Origin of the sequence: Nonomuraea sp. NPDC048901, from assembly GCF_040649695.1 — a bacterium.
Taxonomy (GTDB): Bacteria; Actinomycetota; Actinomycetes; order Streptosporangiales; family Streptosporangiaceae; genus Nonomuraea.
The window spans coordinates 98382-120053 of sequence record NZ_JBEZFW010000027.1; the positions used below are offsets into that span (position 1 = coordinate 98382).

The 21672-nt window shown below is 68.6% G+C and carries 16 protein-coding genes; 6 read left to right on the plus strand and 10 right to left on the minus strand.

Annotated elements, in window-relative coordinates; all coding sequences use genetic code 11:
* Nucleotides 1–3 precede the first annotated feature (3 nt).
* Together AB0C30_RS52745 and AB0C30_RS52750 are read right to left on the minus strand one after the other, a co-directional pair.
* Nucleotides 4–1191: an FUSC family protein gene (locus tag AB0C30_RS52745; RefSeq protein ID WP_357958866.1), complete on the minus strand. Its 1188-nt coding sequence runs from the start codon at nucleotides 1189–1191 to the stop codon at nucleotides 4–6.
* Between the two features lie 47 nt (nucleotides 1192–1238).
* On the minus strand, nucleotides 1239–2258 hold the full coding sequence (locus tag AB0C30_RS52750) for an NAD(P)/FAD-dependent oxidoreductase (protein WP_357958869.1): 1020 nt from the start codon (nucleotides 2256–2258) through the stop codon (nucleotides 1239–1241).
* Nucleotides 2259–2597: 339 nt separating this feature from the next.
* Here AB0C30_RS52750 and AB0C30_RS52755 point away from each other — a divergent pair, with 339 nt between their 5' ends.
* Both AB0C30_RS52755 and AB0C30_RS52760 read left to right on the plus strand, forming a co-directional pair.
* Nucleotides 2598–4721 carry a S8 family serine peptidase gene (locus AB0C30_RS52755; protein ID WP_357958873.1) on the plus strand — a complete coding sequence of 708 codons (2124 nt, stop codon included), beginning with the start codon at nucleotides 2598–2600 and terminating at the stop codon, nucleotides 4719–4721.
* A 220-nt stretch (nucleotides 4722–4941) separates the two neighbouring features.
* Nucleotides 4942–5325, plus strand: a complete 384-nt coding sequence (locus AB0C30_RS52760; RefSeq protein WP_357958947.1) for a VOC family protein — start codon at nucleotides 4942–4944, stop codon at nucleotides 5323–5325.
* 254 nt (nucleotides 5326–5579) lie between these two features.
* Here AB0C30_RS52760 and AB0C30_RS52765 read toward each other — a convergent pair whose 3' ends face one another.
* Nucleotides 5580–6698, minus strand: a complete 1119-nt coding sequence (locus AB0C30_RS52765; RefSeq protein WP_357958876.1) for a virginiamycin B lyase — start codon at nucleotides 6696–6698, stop codon at nucleotides 5580–5582.
* Between the two features lie 339 nt (nucleotides 6699–7037).
* Nucleotides 7038–7589, minus strand: coding sequence for a hypothetical protein (locus AB0C30_RS52770; protein WP_357958879.1), 552 nt, complete (start codon nucleotides 7587–7589; stop codon nucleotides 7038–7040).
* A gap of 350 nt (nucleotides 7590–7939) precedes the next feature.
* Between AB0C30_RS52770 and AB0C30_RS52775 the strand changes: the two genes are divergently transcribed.
* Together AB0C30_RS52775 and AB0C30_RS52780 are read left to right on the plus strand one after the other, a co-directional pair.
* Nucleotides 7940–8533, plus strand: coding sequence for a hypothetical protein (locus AB0C30_RS52775; protein ID WP_357958882.1), 594 nt, complete (start codon nucleotides 7940–7942; stop codon nucleotides 8531–8533).
* A gap of 4 nt (nucleotides 8534–8537) precedes the next feature.
* Complete coding sequence (locus AB0C30_RS52780; RefSeq protein WP_357958884.1) at nucleotides 8538–9632, plus strand: hypothetical protein; 1095 nt, start codon at nucleotides 8538–8540, stop codon at nucleotides 9630–9632.
* Nucleotides 9633–9931: 299 nt separating this feature from the next.
* Here AB0C30_RS52780 and AB0C30_RS52785 read toward each other — a convergent pair whose 3' ends face one another.
* The 4 genes from AB0C30_RS52785 to AB0C30_RS52800 all read right to left on the minus strand — a co-directional run bounded on the left by AB0C30_RS52785 (nucleotide 9932) and on the right by AB0C30_RS52800 (nucleotide 14007).
* Nucleotides 9932–11926, minus strand: coding sequence for an aconitate hydratase (locus tag AB0C30_RS52785; RefSeq protein WP_357958887.1), 1995 nt, complete (start codon nucleotides 11924–11926; stop codon nucleotides 9932–9934).
* A gap of 175 nt (nucleotides 11927–12101) precedes the next feature.
* Entirely contained in the window at nucleotides 12102–12464 is a 363-nt protein-coding gene (locus tag AB0C30_RS52790; protein ID WP_357958888.1) for a DUF488 family protein, read from the minus strand.
* Nucleotides 12465–12524: 60 nt separating this feature from the next.
* Nucleotides 12525–13766 carry an FAD-dependent oxidoreductase gene (locus AB0C30_RS52795; protein WP_357958891.1) on the minus strand — a complete coding sequence of 414 codons (1242 nt, stop codon included), beginning with the start codon at nucleotides 13764–13766 and terminating at the stop codon, nucleotides 12525–12527.
* Nucleotides 13756–14007 carry a transaldolase family protein gene (locus AB0C30_RS52800; protein WP_357958950.1) on the minus strand — a complete coding sequence of 84 codons (252 nt, stop codon included), beginning with the start codon at nucleotides 14005–14007 and terminating at the stop codon, nucleotides 13756–13758. Before AB0C30_RS52800 ends, AB0C30_RS52795 begins: the two co-directional genes overlap by 11 nt.
* 581 nt (nucleotides 14008–14588) lie before the next feature.
* Between AB0C30_RS52800 and AB0C30_RS52805 the strand changes: the two genes are divergently transcribed.
* Together AB0C30_RS52805 and AB0C30_RS52810 are read left to right on the plus strand one after the other, a co-directional pair.
* Complete coding sequence (locus AB0C30_RS52805) at nucleotides 14589–15701, plus strand: helix-turn-helix domain-containing protein (RefSeq protein ID WP_357958893.1); 1113 nt, start codon at nucleotides 14589–14591, stop codon at nucleotides 15699–15701.
* Nucleotides 15702–15816: 115 nt separating this feature from the next.
* Nucleotides 15817–16377, plus strand: a complete 561-nt coding sequence (locus AB0C30_RS52810; RefSeq protein WP_357958895.1) for a GNAT family protein — start codon at nucleotides 15817–15819, stop codon at nucleotides 16375–16377.
* Between the two features lie 56 nt (nucleotides 16378–16433).
* Here the strand turns inward: AB0C30_RS52810 and AB0C30_RS52815 are convergent, their stop codons facing one another.
* On the minus strand, nucleotides 16434–18473 hold the full coding sequence (locus tag AB0C30_RS52815) for a hypothetical protein (protein WP_357958897.1): 2040 nt from the start codon (nucleotides 18471–18473) through the stop codon (nucleotides 16434–16436).
* 82 nt (nucleotides 18474–18555) lie between these two features.
* A complete protein-coding gene (locus AB0C30_RS52820; RefSeq protein WP_357958900.1) occupies nucleotides 18556–21639 on the minus strand; it encodes a hypothetical protein in 3084 nt (1027 codons plus the stop codon).
* Between the last annotated feature and the right edge of the window lie 33 nt (nucleotides 21640–21672).

Consider the following 21672-nt stretch of genomic DNA (forward strand, 5'->3'; position numbering starts at 1 on the left):
TTCTCAGTGAGGGCCCTGGGCAGGCGCGACCATGGTCGGGTCGTGTCCGTCGGCCAGAAGGATCATGATGCGGTGGGCGTCGGTGAGCAGGCTGCCGCTGACGGCCCAGCCCTCAGGGTGGTCGACCCGACCGGCCTGGATTTCGGCGCTCATCTCCTCGTGGATCCCGATGGCCCGGGCTTGCGCGCGGGCCAGTTGGTCCCGGATGGAGTCGGGGTCGTCGGCGTGCCGTACCTGAAGGGTCAGGATGTCGGCGAGCCGGTCCAGCAGGTCGGCGTAGTCGCGGGCGAACGCGTCGCTGACGTCGGCCGAGCCGGACGGCGGGGTGTGACTGTGGTCGAGGTGGGCCAGAGCGTGGATGATGGCGCCGATGTGGGTGCTGACGGCGGCCATGGTCCGCAGGTGCGGGGTGTGGTCGCGGCCGGGTGGCGCGGTGAGGCGGCGCAGGTTGTAGCGACGGCTCTCGGCGCCGGCCGCCACGGCGGCCTCGGCGGCGTCCAGGCGCTCCGTCAACCGCGTGGCCTGGGCCTGCCACTCGGCCAGGCCGGACAGGTCCCAGCCTTGGCGCAGCCCGTCGGCCACGTCGCCGAGCAGCGCGGCACCCTGTTCGGCCAGGCGCCGGAAGGCCGCGTCGGGGCGGCGGTGATAGAGCGGTGGCCACAGCAAGGTGTTGATGGCGGCCCCGCTCACCGCGCCCATGGCGGTGGCGATGATGTAGGCCAGCAGGTAGCGCTCCTGAGAGGCGGCTCCGAAGGAGAGCATCAGGACGGCGGTGGTGGCCACGTCGGAGCCGTACCTGCCCATCCGGCGCCAGCGCGCGGCCAGCAGCGCGGGTGGGATGACCAGGACGAGGCTGAGCGCGGTCAGACCGATCAGGGAGCCGATGCTGCCGGCCAGGATGACCCCTGCGGCCACGGCGGCGACCCGGCGTAACCCGTTGGTCAGGGTCTGGTACACCGTGGCGTGCACCATGATCACGGCCGTGGCGGGGGCGATCCAGATGCTCTCGTGCGGCAGCAGCCGGCTGGCCAGGAACCAGGCCAGCACGGCGGCCAGGGTGGCTTTGCCGATCTGGCGGGCCTGCAGCCGTTGGTGGGAGTCCTTGGTGGCCAGCCCGTGCCAGCTGCCGCGGATGTACGCGAGCTCACCGCGCAGCGCACGGGCGAGTCGGCCACGCCAGGTACGGATCACGAAATGTCATGATATGTGCCGCGAGGACGGCGACCTGCCGCGATGGTTCACAGACCGTGGCGGCTTTCGCCCATCGCCAGTTCGCACAGACGCGCTTCGGCCTCGGCCGAGAACGGGTCCCGGTAGGCGGCCACCGCCTCTCGGGTCTCCTCGGCGATCAGGTCGGCGTTGATCTGGGCCGCCGCGGTGGCGCCCGCCGCCGCGGCGGTGCCCACCTGGGCGACCAGATCGCTGACATTGCCAGCGACCCAGATCCCGGGCACGTCTGTACGGCCGGTCGCGTCAGCGGGGATGTACTCGCCGGCTCCCGTGGGATGTTCGACCGGCCGCAGCCCGAGCGCCGCCAGGAACCCGGCGCGCGCCACCATCCGCGTGGCGACCGCCATCACCTCGCGGCGGACCAGGGTGCCATCGCCCAGCCGTACTCCCACGACGCGGTCCTCGACGATCTCCAGGGACGCCACCTCGCCGGGCACCACGGTGATGCCGCGAGCGGCCAGCCGCTCCGCCTCCTCCTCGTCCGGCGGCGGCATGGTGTGGGAGAAGAGCGTGACGTCGGCGCTCCACTGACGCAGCAGCAGCGCCTGGTGCACCGCCATCGGCCCACTGGCCAGTACGCCGATGGCCCGGTCACGAACCTCCCAGCCGTGGCAGTACGGGCAATGAATCACATCCCGGCCCCACCGAGCCCGCAGTCCCGGCACGTCCGGCAGTTCGTCGACCAGGCCGGCGGCCACCAGGAGCCGGCGCGCCCGGACGGACCTGCCGTCGGCCAGCGCCACGGTGAACCCCTTGGCGTCCCGCACCGCCGTGGCGACCTCCCCGGCCACTACGTGACCGCCATAGCCGCGAACCTCGGCCCGGCCGCGCTCCAGCAACTCGGCCGGCCGGATCCCCTCTCGGGCCAGCAGCCCGTGGACGCCCTCCGCCGGGGCGTTGCGCGGGGCCCCCGCGTCGATCACCGCCACCGACCGCCGCGCCCGGGCCAGCATCAGCGCCCCGCTCAACCCCGCGGCGCCACCGCCGACCACCACCACGTCATAGCCGTCCTTCAGCTGATCGGTCACCTTGACCACCTCCGCGACGAACTATGCGACCCCACGAGCCACAGCCGCAAACTCTGTTGCCGATATGGCAAAAGGCGCGTCTGCGACTTCCGTGGTAGGCCACACCCACGGTGTCAGCGAACGGAGTAGAAGCGGCTACCGCGGATGGTGGACCGCCGGTTCAAACCAGGGATTGAAGACGGGCCGCCGATCTCTCCATAGATTTCGAGCACCGTTCCTTTCCTCGAAGTCCCCTCCTCGCCGGGGGAGCCCCGCGCTCCACGAAGAGTGATCCTCGACCCCCGGCACTCGTCCAGCGGGACCGCGAGCGTCTTCACCCAACGACGTAAGGAGAGCTTCATGAGGCGATTAGCCATCGTCACGGCGGTCACCGCGGTGATCCTGCCCCTGCTGGCCGTCCTTCCCGGGCAGGCGGCCGTCGCCGCCACGGCGTCGGACAGCGACCAGCCCGTCGGCCCCGGCCAGTACTTCGCCGACACCAAGACCTTCGAGCTCAACGAGATCGACGCCTCGGTGGGCGCGATCGGCCGCAAGCACGGCGTGGCCGCCATCGACGGCAGCCTGGCCCAGCCGAAGGCGGTGCCGGCCTCCCGCGCCGACCTGTCGGTGTTCGGGCCGGGCTGGCAGGCCGAGTTCCTCGGCGGCATGACCGGCAGGAAACTCGAAGTCCTCAGCGACGCCGTCCAGGTCACCGAGCTCGACTCGGGGGAGAAAACCCGATACGCGCTCAAGAGCAGCGTCTCCTTCCCCGACGGCGGCGGGGTGCGGCGCTACGAGGCCGAAGGCGGCGCCAAACTCACCGAGACCACCCGGTGGGGCGGGACGCCGTGCGTGCTCAGCTTCACCAGCGCCCAGCTGGCCGGGCTGGAGAAGGTACGGGAGCTGAACGGCGAGCTGCCCATCGTGGCGGCCAACCTGAGTCTGGGCGGCGGCCGGAACACCGCGCCCTGCGACGGCGACCCCCGCAAGCTGGCCATCGACAACCTCCTGGCCGCCGGGGTGGCCACGGTGGTCGCCGCGGGCAACGACGGCTACACGGACGCGATCAGCGCTCCGGCCTGCGTCTCCTCGGCCATCGCCGTGGGCAGCACCACCAACGAGGACGCGGTCTCCTCCTTCAGCAACCGCGGCCCGCTCCTGGACCTCTTCGCTCCGGGAACCGACATCATCTCCTCGGTGCCCGGTGACGCGTGGCGCTCCATGAGCGGGACGTCCATGGCCGCCCCCCACGTCGCCGGCTCCCTGGCCGTGCTGCGCCAGGCATTCCCCAACGCGAGCGTGACCGAGCTGGAATCGATGCTCAAGGAGAACGGCAGGAGCATCAGCTATCCCGGCGCCACGACGCCGCGGATCCAGCTCGACGACGCCGCCCTGGGCGCGACCCCGAGACCGGGGCCCGACCAGTACTTCAACACCCGCGGCCGGATCCTGGACAGCGTCCAGCTCAGCGCCAACTCCACCATGGCGGTGCAGGTCGCCGGCGTGGCCGGACTGCCCGCGACGGGGATCCGCGCGGTCGCGCTCAACATCGCCGCCAAGGGCGACTGGTTCAACTCGGGCTCCCTGGCGGTGTACCCCTCCGACGAAGCGGAGCCGGAGAGCAACGTGCTCTTCTACGACAGCAACCGCTACACCTCCACCATGGTCATCGCGAAGGTCGGCGCGGACGGGAAGGTCAAGGTGGTGAACAGGAGCGGCGCACCGGTGCGCGTGACGCTCGACGTCCACGGCCACACCCGCGCCCAGGCCGACGGCGCCGTGGGCGGCACCTACATGCCGATCTCCCCGGTACGGCCGGCGGAGCGGACCGTCATCCCGGCCTGGGGCAACGTCCAGCTGGCCACCTCCAGCATGTCCGGCGTCCCCGCCTCCGGAGTGGACACGGTCGCGCTCACGGTGATGGTCAAGAGCGCCGCCACCGGGACGATACGGGTCTACGCCGCCGGGGACATCTATCCCATCGACGCCAACATCGACTACCCGGCCAACACCGCGGCGCAGTTCTTCACCATCGTCAAGCCCGGCCCCGACGGGAAGATCAACCTGCACAATCTCGGCGCCAATACGGTGGAGATCTCCGTCGACGTGAGCGGCTACTACACCTCGGCCCAGCGGGGATCGACCACCAAGGCGATCCGGCCGGCGTCGGTGGCCAAAGCCGTCACCATCTCCGCGGGCGGCACCCGCGTGCTCAGGTTCACCGGGGTGCCGGACATCCCCTCGTCCGGCGTCGCCGCCGTCGGCTTGTCCGTCGCCGCGAAGGCTAGCGCGGCCGGGATCGTCTCGGTGGTGCCCCAGAGCGGCCCGAACACCGTCCGGGTGGTGGCGTACCCGGCGAGCAAGGACACCAGCGGCTTCACGACGGCCGCGCTGCGGCAGGACGGGACGGTCGTGCTGAAGAACGAGGGCACCTCGCAGGTGACCGTCTCCGTGGACGCCTACGCGTACTTCCCGGCCCGATGACCCGTCGTTCATGCTCCCCCGATCGCGCCGGCACCGAGGTGGAAGGAAAGCGTAGTCCAGAGCGAGCCCTTCGCGATTGCGAGGGAAGATCGGGGACGGGCCTGCGACCGGGTTCTGACCATGGGGAATCTGCCGCGGACAGCAGCTCTTTCCAGCCGGGAGATGCCCAGCGAGTCTCCCTTCCAGAGGCCGCCCCCGAGTGCGGTCGGCGTCGGTGGTGATGTTCGTCCGCGATCTGGACGTCAGCGTGGATTTCTACCGTGAGCTCCTGGGGATGGAGGTCAGGGTCCGCAGTGCCACCGCGGCCCTGCTGGTCAGCGCGGACAGCCTCCAGGTTTACCTTCGCGCAATGGGTACCAATGCCCCCCACGTGCTGGGCACCGTCGGCATTCAGTACGTGATCTGGACCGCGGCTGACGAGCAGGACCTGCGGAGCTGCGAGCAGTTCCTCAAAGACGCAAAAGCCCATGTCCACACGCGGACCAGTGGCGGCTTCACCCTGGTTGAAGGCAGTGATCCGAGCGGCGCCCCGGTGATGGTGGCATTTCCTGGCCCGGACTTGGCGATGCGCCATGGGATCATGACGCGGATCTATGCCTGGTGAGGACATGCCTGTCCGTGCGTAGCCGCGCCGAGGGCCGGGCCGTCGTCCGATTCGGTCAACGGCCGGTCATGTTGGGCCGGCGCTGATCATCGGTTGCATCAGCCGCCGCAGGACCTGCCGTGCGGCCGTCGAGCGCCGCGCCGACCGTTGGTCCGGATGAAGGATCCGGGACCTGCCCACCGGATGCGAAATCTTCGGACGAGAGGTGGCCGACAGCCGCGCCACGCAGGCGATGAGGCTGCCGGCCGGTCTGGTCAGGGGGTGACGATGGCGAGCTGGTCGACGGGGTTCTCGGTGACCCAGAGGTTGTCATCGGATCCGACGGCGATCTGCATGGGGCCGGCGTAGCTGGTCGGGAGAGCGTATTCGCTGATGGTGCCGGTTGTGGTGATGTTGGCGACGTTGTTGGCGCTCTGTTCGACGAACCACACGTTGTCGTCCAGGCCGAGGGCCATTCCCCAGGGGAAGCTGTTGGGATCGCTGAGGGAGTAGTCGGTGAAGCTCCCGGCGGTGGTGGCCTTGCCGATCCTGCCTTGGGCGTCGGAGTACCACAGGTTGCTGTCGGATCCAGTGACGATCCCTATGGGCAAAGCGCCAGTGGGACCGGCGTACTCGGTGACGGTTCCGCTGGTGGTGATCTTCGCGAGACTGCCCAGAAGGGGCTCGGTGAACCACAGGTTGCTGTCGGGGCCAGTGGTGATGAACATGGGGTAGGCGCCGGAAGTGGGCAGACTGTATTCGGTGATCGTTCCGGCCGTGGTGATCTTTCCGACCTTGTCGGCGTTGGTCTCGGTGAACCACAGGTTGCCGTCCGGACCGGAAGTGATGCCCCATGGGTAGGCGCCGGAAGTGGGCAGACTGTATTCGGTGATCGTCCCGGACGTGGTGATGCGCCCGATCTTGTTGGCGTTCGCTTCGGTGAACCACACGGCGCCGTCAGATCCGGTGGTGATGTGGCCGGGCTGTGAGTCCGCGTTGGGCAGGCTGTATTCGGTGTACACGCCGCCCGGGGTGACTTTCCCGATCTTGTTGGCGTAGTTCTCGGTGAACCAGATGTTGCCGTCCGGACCGGAGGTGATTCCGACAGGGCTCGCTTGGTTAGTCGGTACGGAGCTCTCGTTGATCGTCGGTGTGCGCAGGGAGTCGGCTATGCGCATCGGGGCGTTCGCGTGCCGGTCGGCGGGCGGGAAGATGCACCGGATGTGCCTATGGTGCGGCCGCTGCTTGAGCATGAGGCAGAGCTTGACCCAGGGGCGTAGGGGCGAGGGGAGGTGGGGTGGCTTGGCGTCGGATGCGGCGGCTGGTATGTGGGCCGCCAGGAGCAGGGCCATGACGGCGAGTGGATATCCGAGGATTCTGGAGCGTCGACGCATGACATCCCCTTTCAGGAAGAATGGAAATATATCGGCTGAATGAGCGGCTTTTACCGCCACAAGCAATGCCCGGAATGCTCGAATATCCGCCGCGAACACCGCCGAATAATCGATACTTCGGACATTCCTCACCTCCGCCCGGCTCAGCCGTCCCAATATCTCCCGGCGCCACCGTTCCACCTCGGCCGTCTTCGTTTGTGGCCGGTCATGAGTCCGCCAATTCACCGGCCGGGTTGCCAAAGCAGTGGGCGGGCGGTTAGTGGGAAATGTCGGCTTCGCCGCAACGAGCCCCTATGAAGACGTCGAACCGGGGCCCGCGCGATGGCGGGAAGCGAGTGATCAGGTAACCGTATGGGTGATGACGCCGGTGTAGTGGCCAAAGACGGCCGCGATCGGGACGCTGATCACGAGTGTCGGCTGCCAGCTGGTGGTGGTGCTGAGCGGCGCCTTGGTCCCCTTGAACGCGATCACCGGCGAAGACAGCGGAACCTTGTCCGCCGCGGTGGGCTGCCCCGGGACGCGGGTGCCACCGCCCGATTGGCTGGTGGCCGGGCCGGACCAGTACGCGACGTTGCCTTTAGTGATCGTCTCGCCCGCGCTCCCGCCGCCGGTGGTGAAGTTGGTGGACGTCACCGTCGCTGTCCAGGTCAGGGACCCGTTACGGGAATCCTCCACGGTGATCGTGCCCATGCCGGCGCTGCGCGTGTTGCCCTGAGTGCCGTTTCCCAGGCTGGCCGAGGCAGGCACGGTGATCGTGAGGGTGTTGACGTGCAAGGCGAACGTGGAGTTCGTCGCGGCACCGAGGGCACCGGCGGCGGCCACGGGAACCGCGGGAGCACCGAGCCCGAGGCTCACGACGATCGACGCCATCAGCGAGGCGAATGTCCCCACGTATCTCCCTCGATTCCGATGAATCTGCATGAGCCGGACCGCCGACCGTTCAGGCGACAAGCGAATGCCGTCGGCAGTCTAATTGGCGAATGGCGGGCCGCGTTCATAGGGCAATCCCCGCGTCCGGTAAATTCATCGCCAAACATGATGCAGGATTTGGGCGGACACCTCACAGAACGGGGGCGACTACCAGGCCAATCACGGCATTCGAAGGCTTGGCGTTTTTTGGTGGGGCGATTAACTGTATCGGCAGAGGAGTCGCTTTCGCTCCATGTTAATGTTCCCGCATCCTGCGCCCGGAGCGGGCCGGGGGTTTTCGATGTCTGCGAGTTCAAGGAGAATTCACCAGCATGAAAGCACTTTTGCGGACCGGCCTGGTGGGATTGGCGGGGGTGATGACGCTGGGAACGCTGACCGGAATGCCGGCCGAAGCCGCCACCTGTGCCAACAACACGGCGTGCAACACCACGGTCACCTTCGATGTGACCGTGGGTGCGCTGGAGATCACCGTGCCCAACAGCACGGTCGACCTGACCAATGACGCGGCACCGGGCGGCTACTCCTCCGGCCAGCTGGGGGCGGTCACCGTGAACGACGCGCGCGGCTCGGCCACCCCCACCTGGACGGCGTCCGTGACCTCGACGGCCTTCACCACCGGCGGCGGTGACGACCCCGGGGAGACCATCTCCAACGCCAGCGTGTCCTACTGCTCGGGAACCGCCTCCGCCACGAGCGGCAACGGAACCTTCACCGCCGGCCAGACCGGCTGTGCCGCACCGCCTCCCGCGACGGGACAGGCCTTGAGCGCCTCGCGCACCGCCTACAGCCATTCGGGCGGCACGGGCAGCAACTCAGCGACATGGAACCCGCTGATCACCATCGCAACCGCCCTGAGCAACGTGGCAGGCCAGTACACCGGTACGATCACGCACACGGTGACCTGACCACGTGGGCCTGCGCACCATGCCGCTCTCCTCGCCGCCGCTCTCCTCGCCGCCGCTCTCCTCGCCGCCGCTCTCCTCGCCGCTGCTCTCCTTGTTCGGGGCGCTGACGCTGCTGCTCAGCTCGGTCAGCGCCCCCGCCCTCGCGCAAGGCGGATCGGGCGGTTCTGACCCGTCCCACAGCGCCCCCCGCGGCGTCATCGGCATCAAGCTGCTGGAGGCCTCCGCCAACCGTCGCGACGATCCCCGCGCCTACCTGTACATCGTCGACCACATCAACCCCGGCTCCAAGATCTCCCGGCGCTTCGAAATCGAGAACACCTCCAGCAGCCCCCAGCGCATCACGGTCTATCCCGGTGCGGCGGAGATCCGCGACGGCAAGTTCGTGCCGTCGCCGGAGCGCGACGCCAACGAGCTGAGTTCGTGGGTGTCCATCAACCGCACCGAGCTGGTCGCGCCGCCGCACAGCCACATCCCGCTCAAGGCGACGATCAGCATTCCCCAGACCGCCACCAAGGGAGAACGGTACGGCGCCATCTTCGCCGAGGCGACCTCCCCAGCCGCACCCGGCTCCGCTCCCAACGTCCAAATGATCAACCGGGTCGGTATCAGGATCTATCTCGACGTCGGCCCCGGTGGTGACCCGCCGTCGGACTTCCGCATCGACCGGCTGACCCCCGGCCGCACGGCCGACGGCATGCCCGTCGTCCAGGCCGCGGTGCACAACACCGGACAGCGCGCCCTGGACATCAGCGGGCAGATGCGGCTGAGCGAGGGGCCCGGCGGACTCGGCGCCGGACCGTTCCCAGCCCAGCTGGGCACCACGCTGGCGATCAACGCGAGTGCACCGGTCTCCGTCGTGCTCGACGAACGGCTGCCCGAGGGCCCGTGGAAGGTCGAACTCCTGCTGGAAAGCGGCCGTATCCACCGCACCGTCACCGCGACACTCCTCTTCCCCGGTAAACCCGCCAGCTGGGGTATCCCGGCATTGATCGACTCGTCTTGGCCGTGGGTCCTCATCATCGGCCTCGTCACGACGGTCGTGGCCACTCTGGTCCTCGCCCTGTGCCTTTCCCGGCGACGTCGAACCCGCCTCACCTAGTCCGCGACCACCCGCCGCCTGGGGCGGGTGACTAGACGGTACAGCGCAGAGGGAGTCCGTCGATGACCCCGACTGCGCTGGACGGCACTCTGATCCCCATCGACCGCTACCCACCCTCGCCGACCGGCAATTCGCTGAGATCACTTCACTTAGTTCTCCTTTGAGTGCGCCGCTAACGCGGGGAGAGGGGAACGTCGCCGATTACGCTGGGGGCCGGCGGTAATGCGTCGGAGCACGCGGTCAGCCGACGTGAGCCCGGCTCCGCAGACGGATGGCGGATGCGGCGGCGGCTTGTTGTTTTACCGGGCGTCGTGCGAGGTAGGCGGTACGGGTGATTGACTGCTTTTTCGCGCGCGGAGCCAGGGAATCAGCCCACCGGCCAGCAGCATCGCGATCTGCCGGTCGGACAGTCGGTGTCGGGTGGAGTACAGCTGGTCTCGGCTGGTGTTGTGCACGGTGATCTCGGTGCCGCCGGAGGCGATCGCGTGCCGTACGTCGTCCAGCACGAGAACATCGCCCTGTTCGACGCGGTGGTAGTCGTTGGGGTCGGCGAACTCCAGCGCGAGCACGCCGAAGTTGGCCAGGTTCTGCCAGTGGATGCGCGCGAAGGACACCGCCAGCACCACGCGCAGGCCGAGATAGCGGGGGGCGATGACGGCGTGTTCACGCGAGGAACCCTGTCCGTAGTTGGCGCCGCCGACGACGATGTGCCCGCTGCCGTGGGAGGCGTGTGCCCGGCCGACGTAGTTCTCATCGATGGGGGCGAAGGTGAACTCGGCCAGTTTGGGGATGTTGCTGCGGTAGGGCAACACCCGCGCTCCGGCGGGCAGGATCTCGTCGGTGGAGACGTCATCGCCGACCTTGAGGGCGACCGGCGCCTCCATGTGGTCGGGAAGTGGCGGGAAGTCGGGCAGCGAGGAGATGTTCGCTCCCTTGATCAGTTCGGCCTGACCGGCGTGCGTCGAGGGCGGCGGTTCGAGCATGGCGGTGTTCACGCTGGACTCGGCCGGCAACTCCAGGTGCGGATGGTCGATGCCGAGTAGGTGCGGCAAGTCGCGAGGGTCGGTGATCTGGCCGGTGAGAGCGGCCGCGGCGGCGGTCTCGGGGGAACAGAGGAAGACCGAGTCCTCACGGGTTCCGGACCGTCCGGGAAAATTGCGGGGGACGGTGCGCAGGCTGTTGCGCCCGCCGGCCGGCGCCTGGCCCATGCCGATGCACCCCATGCAGCCGGACTGGTGCAGCCGCGCACCGGCCGAGATCAGCGAGAACGTGGCACCCATCTTCGTGAGGTCCTGGAGGATCTGCCGCGAGCTCGGGTTGATGTCCAACGACACCCTCGGATGCGCCTGCCGCCCGGAAACGATGGCGGCGACGACTGCGAAATCGCGCAATCCTGGGTTGGCTGACGAGCCGACCACCACCTGGTCCACCTGCCGACCGGCCACCTCGCGCACCGTGACCACGTTTCCCGGTGAGCTGGGCAGCGCGATCAGCGGCTCCAGACTCGACAGGTCGATCTCGTCGGTGACGTCGTAGGTGGCGTCCGCGTCGGCGAGCAGTTCGACGAAGTCGTGCTCGCGGCGTTCTGCCCGCAGGAACTCCCTGACCTGATCGTCGGCCGGGAACACCGTGGTGGTCGCGCCCAGTTCGGCCCCCATGTTCGCGATCACATGCCGGTCCATGGCGGTCAGATGCGCCAGCCCAGGGCCGTGGTATTCGATGATCCGGTTCACGCCGCCTTTGACGCCGTGTCGGCGCAGCATTTCGAGAATGACGTCCTTGGCGCTGACCCAGGCCGGCAGTTCGCCAGTTAGCCGAACTCCCCAGATGTCGGGCATCCGCAGGTACACCGGTTCACCGGCTATCGCCATCGCTACCTCGATGCCGCCCAGGCCGATCGCCAGCATCCCCAGCGATCCCGCCGCCGGTGTGTGGCTGTCGGAGCCGACGAGCGTCTTGCCGGGGATGCCGAAGCGCTGCATGTGGGTCGGGTGGGAGACACCGTTGCCCGGCTTGGAGTACCACAGTCCGAATCGATGGCAGGCTGAACGCAGAAAGGTGTGGTCCTCTGCGTTCTTGCTGTCGGTCTGCAACAGGTTGTGATCGACATACTGCACCGACACCTCGGTGCGTGCTCGGTCCAGGCCCAGCGCTTCCAGTTCGAGCATCACCAAAGTGCCGGTCGCGTCCTGGGTGAGGGTTTGGTCGATACGCACTGCGATCTCTTGCCCGGCGGTCATATCGCCGGACACCAGGTGAGCTGCGATCAGTTTCTGCGCGATGTTGTGCCCCATGCCGCGCCTCCTGGCCCTGCGTCAAAGAGTCTGCTCTCGCCTCCGCGCGTTGGCCGCGCCGATGGCGTTCCGGCCTGTTGCCGGTGATCAGGTAGGCATCGTGGTGGTGCGGGCTGACGGCTGATGCCTGTGCGTATCGGCCCTACGAGCACGGCCGTCCTGCCGGCGGCCGTGGTCACTGCTGGAGCAGTTCGGCGAGCACGGCGGCCTCGCTGATCTCCGGCTGTTTGGTCGCGGTGAGCAGGGTCAGCACTCCGCTGTTCGCGAGCTCGCGCAGGTGCGTCACCGCGGCTGCCCGTTCGGGATCTGCCAGTTCGCTGCGGTAGCGGCGGCCGAACTCCGCGAAGAGCTCGGGATCGTGGTGATACCAGGTACGCAGCTCTGTCGACGGAGCGACCTGTTTGCACCATTCGTCGAGGCCGGCCTTGATTTTGGTCAGCCCTCGCGGCCAGATCCGGTCCACCAGCACCCTGGTGCCGTCGTCTCCCGCCGGCTCCTCATAGACCCGGCGCACCTGAACCTTGCCCTTGCCTGCCATGGTTGCCTCCTCACGGTCGTGCGCGTCCCTGTATGGCGGGCGCCTTCATCCGTCTCCTGCTTAGGGCGAAGCGCCGACCAGCGAGCCCAGGGGTGTCCTGGGATCGCCCAGCGCGCTGGTGTCCACTCGTTCGCCCGAACGTACGAGATCTTGGATGGCGTCGTTGACGTCCCAGATGTTGACGTTCATACCGGCCAGCACCCGCCCGCCGCGCAGCCAGAACGCGACGAAGTGACGCGTCTGTACGTCACCGCGGAAGGTCACCTCGTCATATTCGTCAGGTTCGACGTAACCGGAATACTCCATTCCGAGGTCGTACTGATCGGTAAAGAAGTACGGCAGCCGGTCGTAGCGGACGTCCTGGCCGAGCATGGCCTTGGCCGCGACCTGCGGTTGGTGCAGCGCGTTGGCCCAGTGCTCGACGCGGATGTGCTTGCCCAGCAGACGGTGGAAGGCGTTGGCCACGTCGCCGGCGGCGTAGATGTCCAGGTCGGAGGTGCGTAGTCGCGCGGTGACCTGGACGCCGTTGTCCACCCTTAGCCCCGCGGAGAGCGCGAGCCCGCTGTTAGGGATGATGCCGATTCCGACGATGATCGCGTCGGCGTCGACCTGGCTGCCGTCGGCCAGCCGGACGCCCACGGCCTGGCCGCCACGGCCGACGATCTCGGCGACCCGCACGCCGCAGCGCAGGTCGACACCGTGCTCGCGGTGCAGCCCGGCGAAGACCTCGGCAACCTCGCGGCCGAGCACCCGCAGCAGCGGCAACTCCGCGCTCTCCAGGACGGTCACCTCGGCTCCGGCGGCGCGGGCGGCGGCCGCGGTCTCCAGCCCGATCCAGCCACCGCCGATGATCGCGACCCGGGACGCGGTTGGGAAGACCGCCTTGAGCCGGTCGCTGTCTTCGACCCTGCGCAAGTAGAGCACACCATCCAGGTCGGCGCCCGAAATCGGTAGCTGCCGCGGGGAGGAGCCGGTGGCCAGCAGCAGCTTGGTGTAGCCGATCCGGCTGCCGTCGGACAGCCTCACCTCGTGCTCGGCGGGGTCGATGCCGGTGACCGCCGTATCGAGGAGCAGATCGACGTCGTGCTCGCCGTACCACGGCTGCGGGTGGACGTAGATCTCCTCCCGCTCGGTTCTGCCCAGCAGGTAGCCCTTCGACAGCGGCGGCCGCTCGTAGGGGCGTTCGCTCTCCTCACCGACCAGCACGATCCGCCCCTGGAAGCCCTCCTCCCGCAGGGTCTGGGCGGCCTTGGCCCCCGCCAGACCGGCTCCGGCGATCAGGTAGGTCATGTCAACGGCCATGTCCAGCACCTCTGTCGGTTGCTCGTGGGGTGGTGGCCAGATGCTCGCGCAGCCGGTCCCAGCTCGCCTCGAACGCGGCCACTCCCTCGTCTTCGAGCCTTTGCACGACGTCGTCGTAGTCGATGCCCAGCCGTCGCAGCCGCTCGAGTATCTGCTGGGCGTGCTGGTAGTGCCGGACGCTGCGGGCGCGCGCCCGCAGCCTCCAACGCCGTCCAGCGTGGCGAGGCGAGCGCTGACAAATCCCGTCCGGCCCGCAGGGCGCGTTCCATCCCGTCGAGGAAAGCGTTCATCACCGCTTCGTAACGGGACAGGGAGAAGATCAGCGTGACGTTGACGCTGATTCGATCTGCCAGTGGATCGGCCATGGCCTGGCTCCCTTTCCTTTCGTGCGGTGATGTACATCTACGCCCTTCGTTCAGGACTCCACCAGGGCCGCCATCCCTCTTATGACACCGACGCTACGCCGGGGGACGTCAAGCCGAGTTCTGGTGGTTTCCATGACGATGGAGGCCTTCGTCCACCTCCCGGGAAGCACTGAGGCCTACCGGTCAGCGAGCACTCCGCTGGACGTGACAGGGTCAAGATGTTGGCTGTTCTGCAGAGGTCGCTCGACCGGTATGGATAGCTCCTCCGGTCGCGCGGCAGATGGACGGCGGGGTGGACGTGCCAGTGGTGGCTGTCGCCGGGGCGGCGTCGCGCGTTCCAGGAAGTGGAGCAACTCGACGGGCACAACCGAGTAACTCATCCACCTCAAGCTCAGATGATGTATGCATCCGAATGCCCTTAGTATCCTGTGATCATGGCGGGTACGAAGAGGTCGCGATGGTCAGGCTGACCCGGGCGCAGCAGCAGGAACGCACCAGGGCGGCCGTCCTGGCCGCCGCGCGGGCAGAGTTCGGCGAGCGTGGATACGCCGACGCCAAGGTCGACCGGATCGCGGAGCGGGCGGAGCTGACCCGTGGCGCGGTCTACTCGAACTTCCCGAGCAAGCGCGCGCTCTACCTGGCGGTCCTGGTCGGCTCGATCGAGCACTCGGACGCCCCCGACGACTCGATCGCGCACGCGGACGCCCCTGAGGCGCCGTCGCCACCCGGTCTGGCCGAGGCGATGGGCGCGTTCGCCCGCGGCTGGCTCGAACGCCTGCCGCTGGCCGGCGACACGCCCGCCGACGGGAGCCTGCGGCTGCGCTCGCTGGCCGGGGTCTTCGACGACGAGCCGGGCCGCACCGCGCTGGCGCAGGTCACCCGGCTGGAGGCGCTGCTGCTCGCTCTCGCGCTGGAGTCACGCCCGCCGCACCACACGCGATGCGTACGGCTGGCCGAACTGGTCCTCACACTGCTGAACGGGGCGGGTCACCTGGCCGATACAGCGCCCGGATTCGCCGACCCCTTCGACGTGGCGCGGGCCTGCGAGCACCTGGCCGGCCTCGACCTCGCCGACACGTGGAACCCGCCGCACCTGCCCTTCGTCGCCCCCGCCCGGTCTGTCCAGGAGCGCTGGGAGCCGCCCGCCGAGTTGCCGGATCAGATCACCGGCCGCCGGGCCGGGTTCGGCGCCGACGGTGTGCTCGTGGTCCTCGGGGCCGGCCGGTTGGAGGCGGCGGAGGAAGCCGTCCGCGCCGCCCGGCCGGGCGACCAGATCACCGTGGCGGTGGTGACGGACGACCCCGCCGAGATCGGACGCCTCGTCCGGCTCAGGGTCGGCGACCTCACCGGGTGCCTGCGGCGGGTGTTCGGGCCGGAGGCCCGGCCGGGCCTCCGCCTCGTCCTCGACGACCACGCCACCCTCGCCTCGGCCGTCGGCCTCCCGGACATCGGCGACGCCACCGAGGCCGCGGTACGCGTTCAGGCGGGCGAGATCATCGCCCGAGCCCGCGGACGCGGCGCGGCCCACGCTGTCGCGACCGCGACGTCGCCTGACGGTGCCGGGACATGACATCGCCTGACGATGCCGGGACATGACGTCGCCTGGCGGTGCCGGGAGATGACGTCGCGCCGCCCGTGAGAGGATCCGTTCACCGTTTGGGCTGTTTCGACCGTTGAGGTGAATTATGTACGCGATATCCCTGGGCGACGACGGCGCGGAGCTGCGGCCGCTGGAGCCGTGGCGGGCGGCGGAGTTCCTTGCCCACATGGACCGGGGGCGGGAGTTCATCGGGCAGCACATCGCGCTGCCGGACGCCGTCACGGACCTGGAGTCGAGCCGCTCGTACCTGCGGGCGTACGCCGAGAAGGCCGCGGCCGACGTGGGCCGGATCTACGGCATCTGGACGGACGGCGAGCTGGTCGGCGGGGTGCTCTTCCGGACGATGGACGTCGAGCATGGCAACGCCGAGGTGGGCTGCTGGCTGGAGCCGGCCGCGGCGGGCAAGGGCCTGGTGACCAGGGCCGCGCGCGTGATCATCGATTGGGCCGTCGAGGAGCGGGGCATCCATCGCGTGGAGTGGGTCGTCTCGGCGGAGAACGCGGCCAGCATCGCGGTGGCCCGGCGCCTCGGGATGACGAAAGACGGCGTGCTACGCGAGAGCTACCCGTATCGAGGCAAGCGACTCGACATGGAGGTCTGGTCGGTGCTCGCGCCGGAGTGGCGAGCGAGCAAGCAGGCGCCTTAGAGCGGCTGACCTCACTACCCCTCCACGAGCACCGACCACCCGTCCTGCGGCTGATCTCACTGGACTCCCACGAGCACCGGCCAGCCGCCCCGCGGTGTGAAGGTGGCGGCGGACGGCATGCGCAGTTCGAGCCGCTCGCGGCGCGCCCTGGCCAGCAGCCGGAAATCGCCCAGGAGGCGATCCCCCAACGTCACCGAGCGGTCGACCCGCAACGACTCCAGCACCCACATGTGGGCGTCGAAGATCTGCTGAACGGTGAACTCCGCCTCCCGCCCGTTCGGTATCAGCTCGGTGAGCAGGCGGGTCTTGAGGGTGTGCACATAGGCGATGGTCTTTCCCGGCATCTTCGCCGCCACCGCCGGGTTCTTGGGAATCACCATGGCCATGCCCTCGCCCTTCTCGTCGAACGCCGTGCTCACCCGCGGATCGTTGCGCCAGAAACGCTGCTCGAGAATGTGGTCGACCTCGTACAGATCGCCGCGCCCGCGGTTGAGCTTGGACAGCGAGCGGAAGTCCTCCACTCGTCCGGCGAGCTGGTCGTAGTGCGCGATGTCGGCGCTGCTGAGCTGCCTGAGGCGGCTGTCGGTCCGCTTGGCGTGCTTGAGCACCTCGGCCCAGTTCTTGCCCAGCTCGCTCTCCAGTTCCTGGATGAAGCGGGACTTGCCGCGCTGGCTCAGCGCCCACGAGATCGGGTCGAGTGAGCGCACGATGCCCCGGCTCAGCTTCTTGGCGGAGAAGGCGTTGAACCCGGCCGCCAGGCGGGGGTTGCGGAAGGTCTTGAAGTTGGCCGTCAGGAGCCGTTCCACGACGCGCCGGTCCAGCTCCCGCAGATAGGCGTTGCCCACGAGGTCGTGGAAGCGCTTGAGCACCTGGTCCATCGACAGCTTGCCCGTGGCGAAGCGGGTCAGCATCCGGGCCAGGTCGGTCGCGCCCTTGACGTCCATGCTGCCCACGGCCTCGAGGAACTCCCGCTCCGCGACGCGGCCCACCTCGCTGATCACGTCCTCTTCGAGGACTCGCGCCAGCTTGGTCGCCTTCAGCTCGGTCCGTACGGACCGCAGGACCGAGCGCGGCAGCGCCTTGGCGAACGGCAGCACCGACGTGATCCCGTAGGCCAGGATCTGCCCCCCGCTCACCTCGTTGCCCCAGAAGTCGCGTCCCGTGGCCAGTTCGAAGGTCAGCTGCGAGAGGTCGTAGAGAACGTTGACGTACGGTACGAACTGGATCGCCAGCTCGAACAGGAAGATCAGGGTGGGATGCTCGGGGGCGAAGTGAACCTCGACCTCCTGCGGCTGGAAGGTCGTGTTGTCGAGCACGGTCCCCTGCGGCGGGAACGACGGTATGAACGAGTCATCCAGTCGCAGGGTCTGCACACTGATGAATCCGGCCATGTCCTGCGACGCCGTGGCGTGCACGGTCACGTTGTGCGTGTGCACGACGCGTACCGTGACATGGTCTCCGAAGATGTTGTCGTCGTCCTCGCGCGAATCGACGACGATGTCGTAGACGAAGGCCGCCGGTTTCCCGTCCTTCCTGTTGTCGATGTCGATGGTGACCACATAGCCGTTGAGCACGTTCCGGATGACCACGCCGAGCGGCTTCGTCGTGACGTTGACCGTGGCGGCCTGGGAGAGGAAATCGTCCCGCCGCCCGCGCTCGTCGTCGGTGAAGGGCCCGACCGTGAAGGGCTGGGGCAGCAACCGCCACATCTCGATGACCGACGCGTCAGGCTGCGGGATCAGGTCGTCGTCCTGCGGACGGACGATTTCGATCAAGGGGTTGCGCGGGCCGAGCGCCAGGAGATCGGCCGCGCTCCTCTTGCCCGTGCGCCGGGTGGTCACCGTGACCTGCCGGCCGACCGCGAGCCAGATCTTGGGGAAGGCCCGTTCCGCCGTGGGCGGCAGGTACCTCCAGGTGAAGGGCTGGTGGCCGGTGGTGTTCCAGGGAGGCGCCGTGAGCGTGATCTCCATGGTGGCCCCGAAGACCGGGTCGGCGATGTCGGCGAAGAAGGTCAGCACACCCCGCCCCACCCCCGGCTCGACGTACCCGGTCAGCAGCGGGCCGGTCGCGATGGCCGGCACGACTGGATCTGCCATGTCCGCAATCCTCCATTCATGTCCGCGGACGATCAGGCCGAGGACCGGCGGCGACAGGCCGCCGCCGGTCCATGAGGGGTCGCTAGACCTCCACCCACTCGCCGTCGGCGTCCTGCTCCCAGCGGGGCAGCCGGTCGTCGTCACGCAGCTTCACCAGCGACGTGGGCACGCGCACGATCCACGGGTCCCCCTGCGGCACCTCCGTGCCGGGCCGGTCCAGCCGCTCGGCGATCTCGTCGGCGATGGGCAGGTACAGGGGGTTGGAGATGGTCGGCAGCGGGCCGCCGTTCCAGATCTCGCCGAAGGTGAGGAAGTGGTCGATCGCGCCCTCGAAGCCCGGCCGGGCGGGCACCGAGACCCGGCAGAACCCGGCCCGGAGGAAGTCGGCGAACGCCGGGTCCGGGTCGTCGAAGCCGAGCCGCTCCTCCCACTGGTTCTTGCGCCCCCAGAAGTAGGGGTACGTCACGAACGTCACGTGCTCCCACTCGAATGCCTGCTCGAAGAAGCGCACGTACGGGCCCTCACCGGCGGCCTCGAACACGTTGATCTCCGGCAGCCCGTTGGCCGGGGAGGTCTCGATGGAGTCGAACAGGTCGTAGTGCTGGTCGGTCAGGATGCTGACGCAGTTCTTCTTCAGCTCCGCCTGCATGAGGGCGAGGTTGGCGGCCGGGTTGCGGCCCTGGATGTCCACCCCGGCCCGTAACTGCAGCGCCGCCAGCTTCTCCTCGTAGTCGGCCACGGCCGCCTTGTGCGCCGTCTCCAGCTTGGCGTGCGTCTCCAGCCGCCACTTGTCCATCGCCCGGTCCGTACGCTGACACTTGACCTCCACGGCCACCGCGACCTGCGCGACGTGGAAGGTGTCGATGGCCACGGCCACCGTGTCGCGCTCGTCGTCCAGCGTCGTGGTCCACAGCCGGTCACCACCGGGCATCCGCTGCGTACGCCGCCCGACCACCACCTCTACCGTGTTGTCGCTCTCCCAGATGTTGCGCACCACGCCCACCGAGGCATAGACGGCCCGATAGCCCTCGTCGATGGCGATCTGGGCCGAGTGGTTGTAGTTGGTGTCGCTGTCGCCGCCACCGGCCTTGAAGTCCAGGGACTTCGTCTTGAACAGCTCGGGCGGCGGCTGCACGTCGGTCGCGCCGGTCTGCTTGACCCAGTACGCGAAATTCATCTCGTTGATCTGGTCCGGGTTGAGGGGAAAGTCCGGGGGCTTGATCAGGTTGCGGGCGGCGGTGTTGGTCTGCTGCATGGAAGCGATGAGGAAGGCCGCCGGCTCGGGCACCATGAAGTCGAACATCGCCCGCAGCCCGTAGTTGAACAACTGGGCCTGGTAGACCTTGTTGACCCACTGGTAGACGCCCGAGATGTTCTCGTTGCCGTGGGTGTTGTCGAGCTCGTGGGTGTTCTTCTCGATCGTCTCGGTCGTGGTCGTCAGCTGGGTGCGGGTCAGCACCCGTTCGGCGATCTTGCGGGAGGTCCGCTCGGTGACGTCCTGCGAGAACCTGGCGGCCGACTTGGTGGCCTCCTGCTTGCTGCGCGCGATGGAGCCCTCGGCGCTGGCGGCGAACTCCACGACCGGGCCGTACCTGCCCGAGATGTTCAGCCCGGCCTTCAGCGCGACGTCCTCCTTGACCGTCTGCTCGGTCTCCCGGGTCATCTCGAACCGGTCGGTGGTCTGCAGGTCGCGGTCCTCGCTGGTGTTGGTCTCCTGCTCGTTGATCGTGATCAGCTCGGTGGTGTCGCGGCGGCTGTGGTCGCGTAACTTGCGCTCGCCGCGCAGCACGCTCTCGATGTGCGCGACGTCGGCCGACTCGTATCCGGTCAGCTGCTGCTTGACCACCAGCAGGTCGGCGATGCCGGCCGGGGCCACCTCGCCCTTGGTGTGCGGGACGCGCCCGTCCAGCGGGAGCGTCGGCAGGGGTACGGAGCCACCCGTGCCGAGCGTTCCCCAGCCGGTCGTCACGGGCGTCCGCACCGTCACGAGGGCGTCGCCGACCCGCAGGAGCGACTGGCGCACCGGATGTCCCGCCACCGCCTCCAGCCGGGCCGCCGTCGCCGCCAGATCGGCCTCCAGCCGGTGGGTGAGCCGGTCGAGCGGCACCGCGGTCAGGTCGAGGCCGCGGTCGGTGAGCAGCGTGCGGGTGGCCGCGGACAGCTGCTCGTTGGCCGTCGGCAGCAGGACGAAGCCGACCTCGGTCAGCGGCGTCGGCTGGAAGTCCGTACGGCCGCGCAGCACCGGGGCGGCCGTCTGCAGCAGCGCCTGGGCCACCGGCGCGTTGATCTCCTCGGTGGTCTCGGCGGCCGTATCGGCCTCCTCCGCGCCTGCGATGGGGATGACCGAGGTCGGGGCGACCCGCTCGCGCAGGTTGCCGTGGAAGGCGCTCAGGGCGGTGGCCACGTTCGTCAGCCGCAGCTGCTCCGGCGGTTGCACCGACCCGCTGCCCGTCTGGGACGTCACGTGGAAGTGCTCGGAGTTCAGCCGGCCCAGCTCCTCCAGTCCGGTCCGCAGGCTCGCGTGCTGGGTCAGCAGTCCGTCGATCTCCTCCTGGCGCGCGGCCACCGCCGCCGCGTGCTGCTCTTGCCGCGCCTGCTCCGCCTCGCGGGTCGACAGCCTGGAGGTCAGGCCGAGGTCGAAGGGCAGGCGGAGCGAACGCCGCAGCCAGCGCCGCAGCTCGTCCAGGTCCTTGGGGAACTTGTCGTCGGCCACGTGGCGGATGATCACCTCGGCGGTACGCAACTGCCGGGTGAGCTGCTCGATGGGCCGTGAGTGCTCCTCCTGGAGCACCTTGATCGCCATCAGGCTGTCCCGCAGCCTCCTGACCGCGTTCTTGAAGTCCGCCAGCTCGGTCACGTCGTCCGGGTCCATCCCGAACACGTCGATGATGGCCTCGCGCACCATTTCCGGTGAGGTGCTCCCGTCGACGGTCTCCATCTCGTCCAGCCGCGCGGCCAGCTCGTCGAGCTCGGCGCCCAGCGGGGTGTCCGCCGGGTCGCCGATGAACTCCGGGCCCGCCACGAACGCCGTGGCGGCCTCCTCTATGGCAGTACGCCGCTGGGGGGCCTCGACGGCCTCCCGCAGTGACTGCTGAAACGGCGTGTCCTGGCTCAGCGGGATGCTGGGATTATCCGGATCCTGCGCCACGGCCGGCCGTGTGAGCATCAATCGAAAGAGATTCTCCATGGGTTTTTTCCT

Coding starts and splice junctions, on each gene's coding strand:
- AB0C30_RS52755 (WP_357958873.1), top strand. CDS start 2,598: ATGAGGCGATTAGCCATCGTCACGGCGGTCACCGCGGTGATCCTGCCC.
- AB0C30_RS52760 (WP_357958947.1), top strand. CDS start 4,942: ATGTTCGTCCGCGATCTGGACGTCAGCGTGGATTTCTACCGTGAGCTC.
- AB0C30_RS52765 (WP_357958876.1), bottom strand. CDS start 6,698: ATGCGTCGACGCTCCAGAATCCTCGGATATCCACTCGCCGTCATGGCC.
- AB0C30_RS52775 (WP_357958882.1), top strand. CDS start 7,940: ATGAAAGCACTTTTGCGGACCGGCCTGGTGGGATTGGCGGGGGTGATG.
- AB0C30_RS52785 (WP_357958887.1), bottom strand. CDS start 11,926: ATGGGGCACAACATCGCGCAGAAACTGATCGCAGCTCACCTGGTGTCC.
- AB0C30_RS52790 (WP_357958888.1), bottom strand. CDS start 12,464: ATGGCAGGCAAGGGCAAGGTTCAGGTGCGCCGGGTCTATGAGGAGCCG.
- AB0C30_RS52795 (WP_357958891.1), bottom strand. CDS start 13,766: ATGGCCGTTGACATGACCTACCTGATCGCCGGAGCCGGTCTGGCGGGG.
- AB0C30_RS52805 (WP_357958893.1), top strand. CDS start 14,589: ATGGTCAGGCTGACCCGGGCGCAGCAGCAGGAACGCACCAGGGCGGCC.
- AB0C30_RS52810 (WP_357958895.1), top strand. CDS start 15,817: ATGTACGCGATATCCCTGGGCGACGACGGCGCGGAGCTGCGGCCGCTG.
- AB0C30_RS52815 (WP_357958897.1), bottom strand. CDS start 18,473: ATGGCAGATCCAGTCGTGCCGGCCATCGCGACCGGCCCGCTGCTGACC.
- AB0C30_RS52820 (WP_357958900.1), bottom strand. CDS start 21,639: ATGCTCACACGGCCGGCCGTGGCGCAGGATCCGGATAATCCCAGCATC.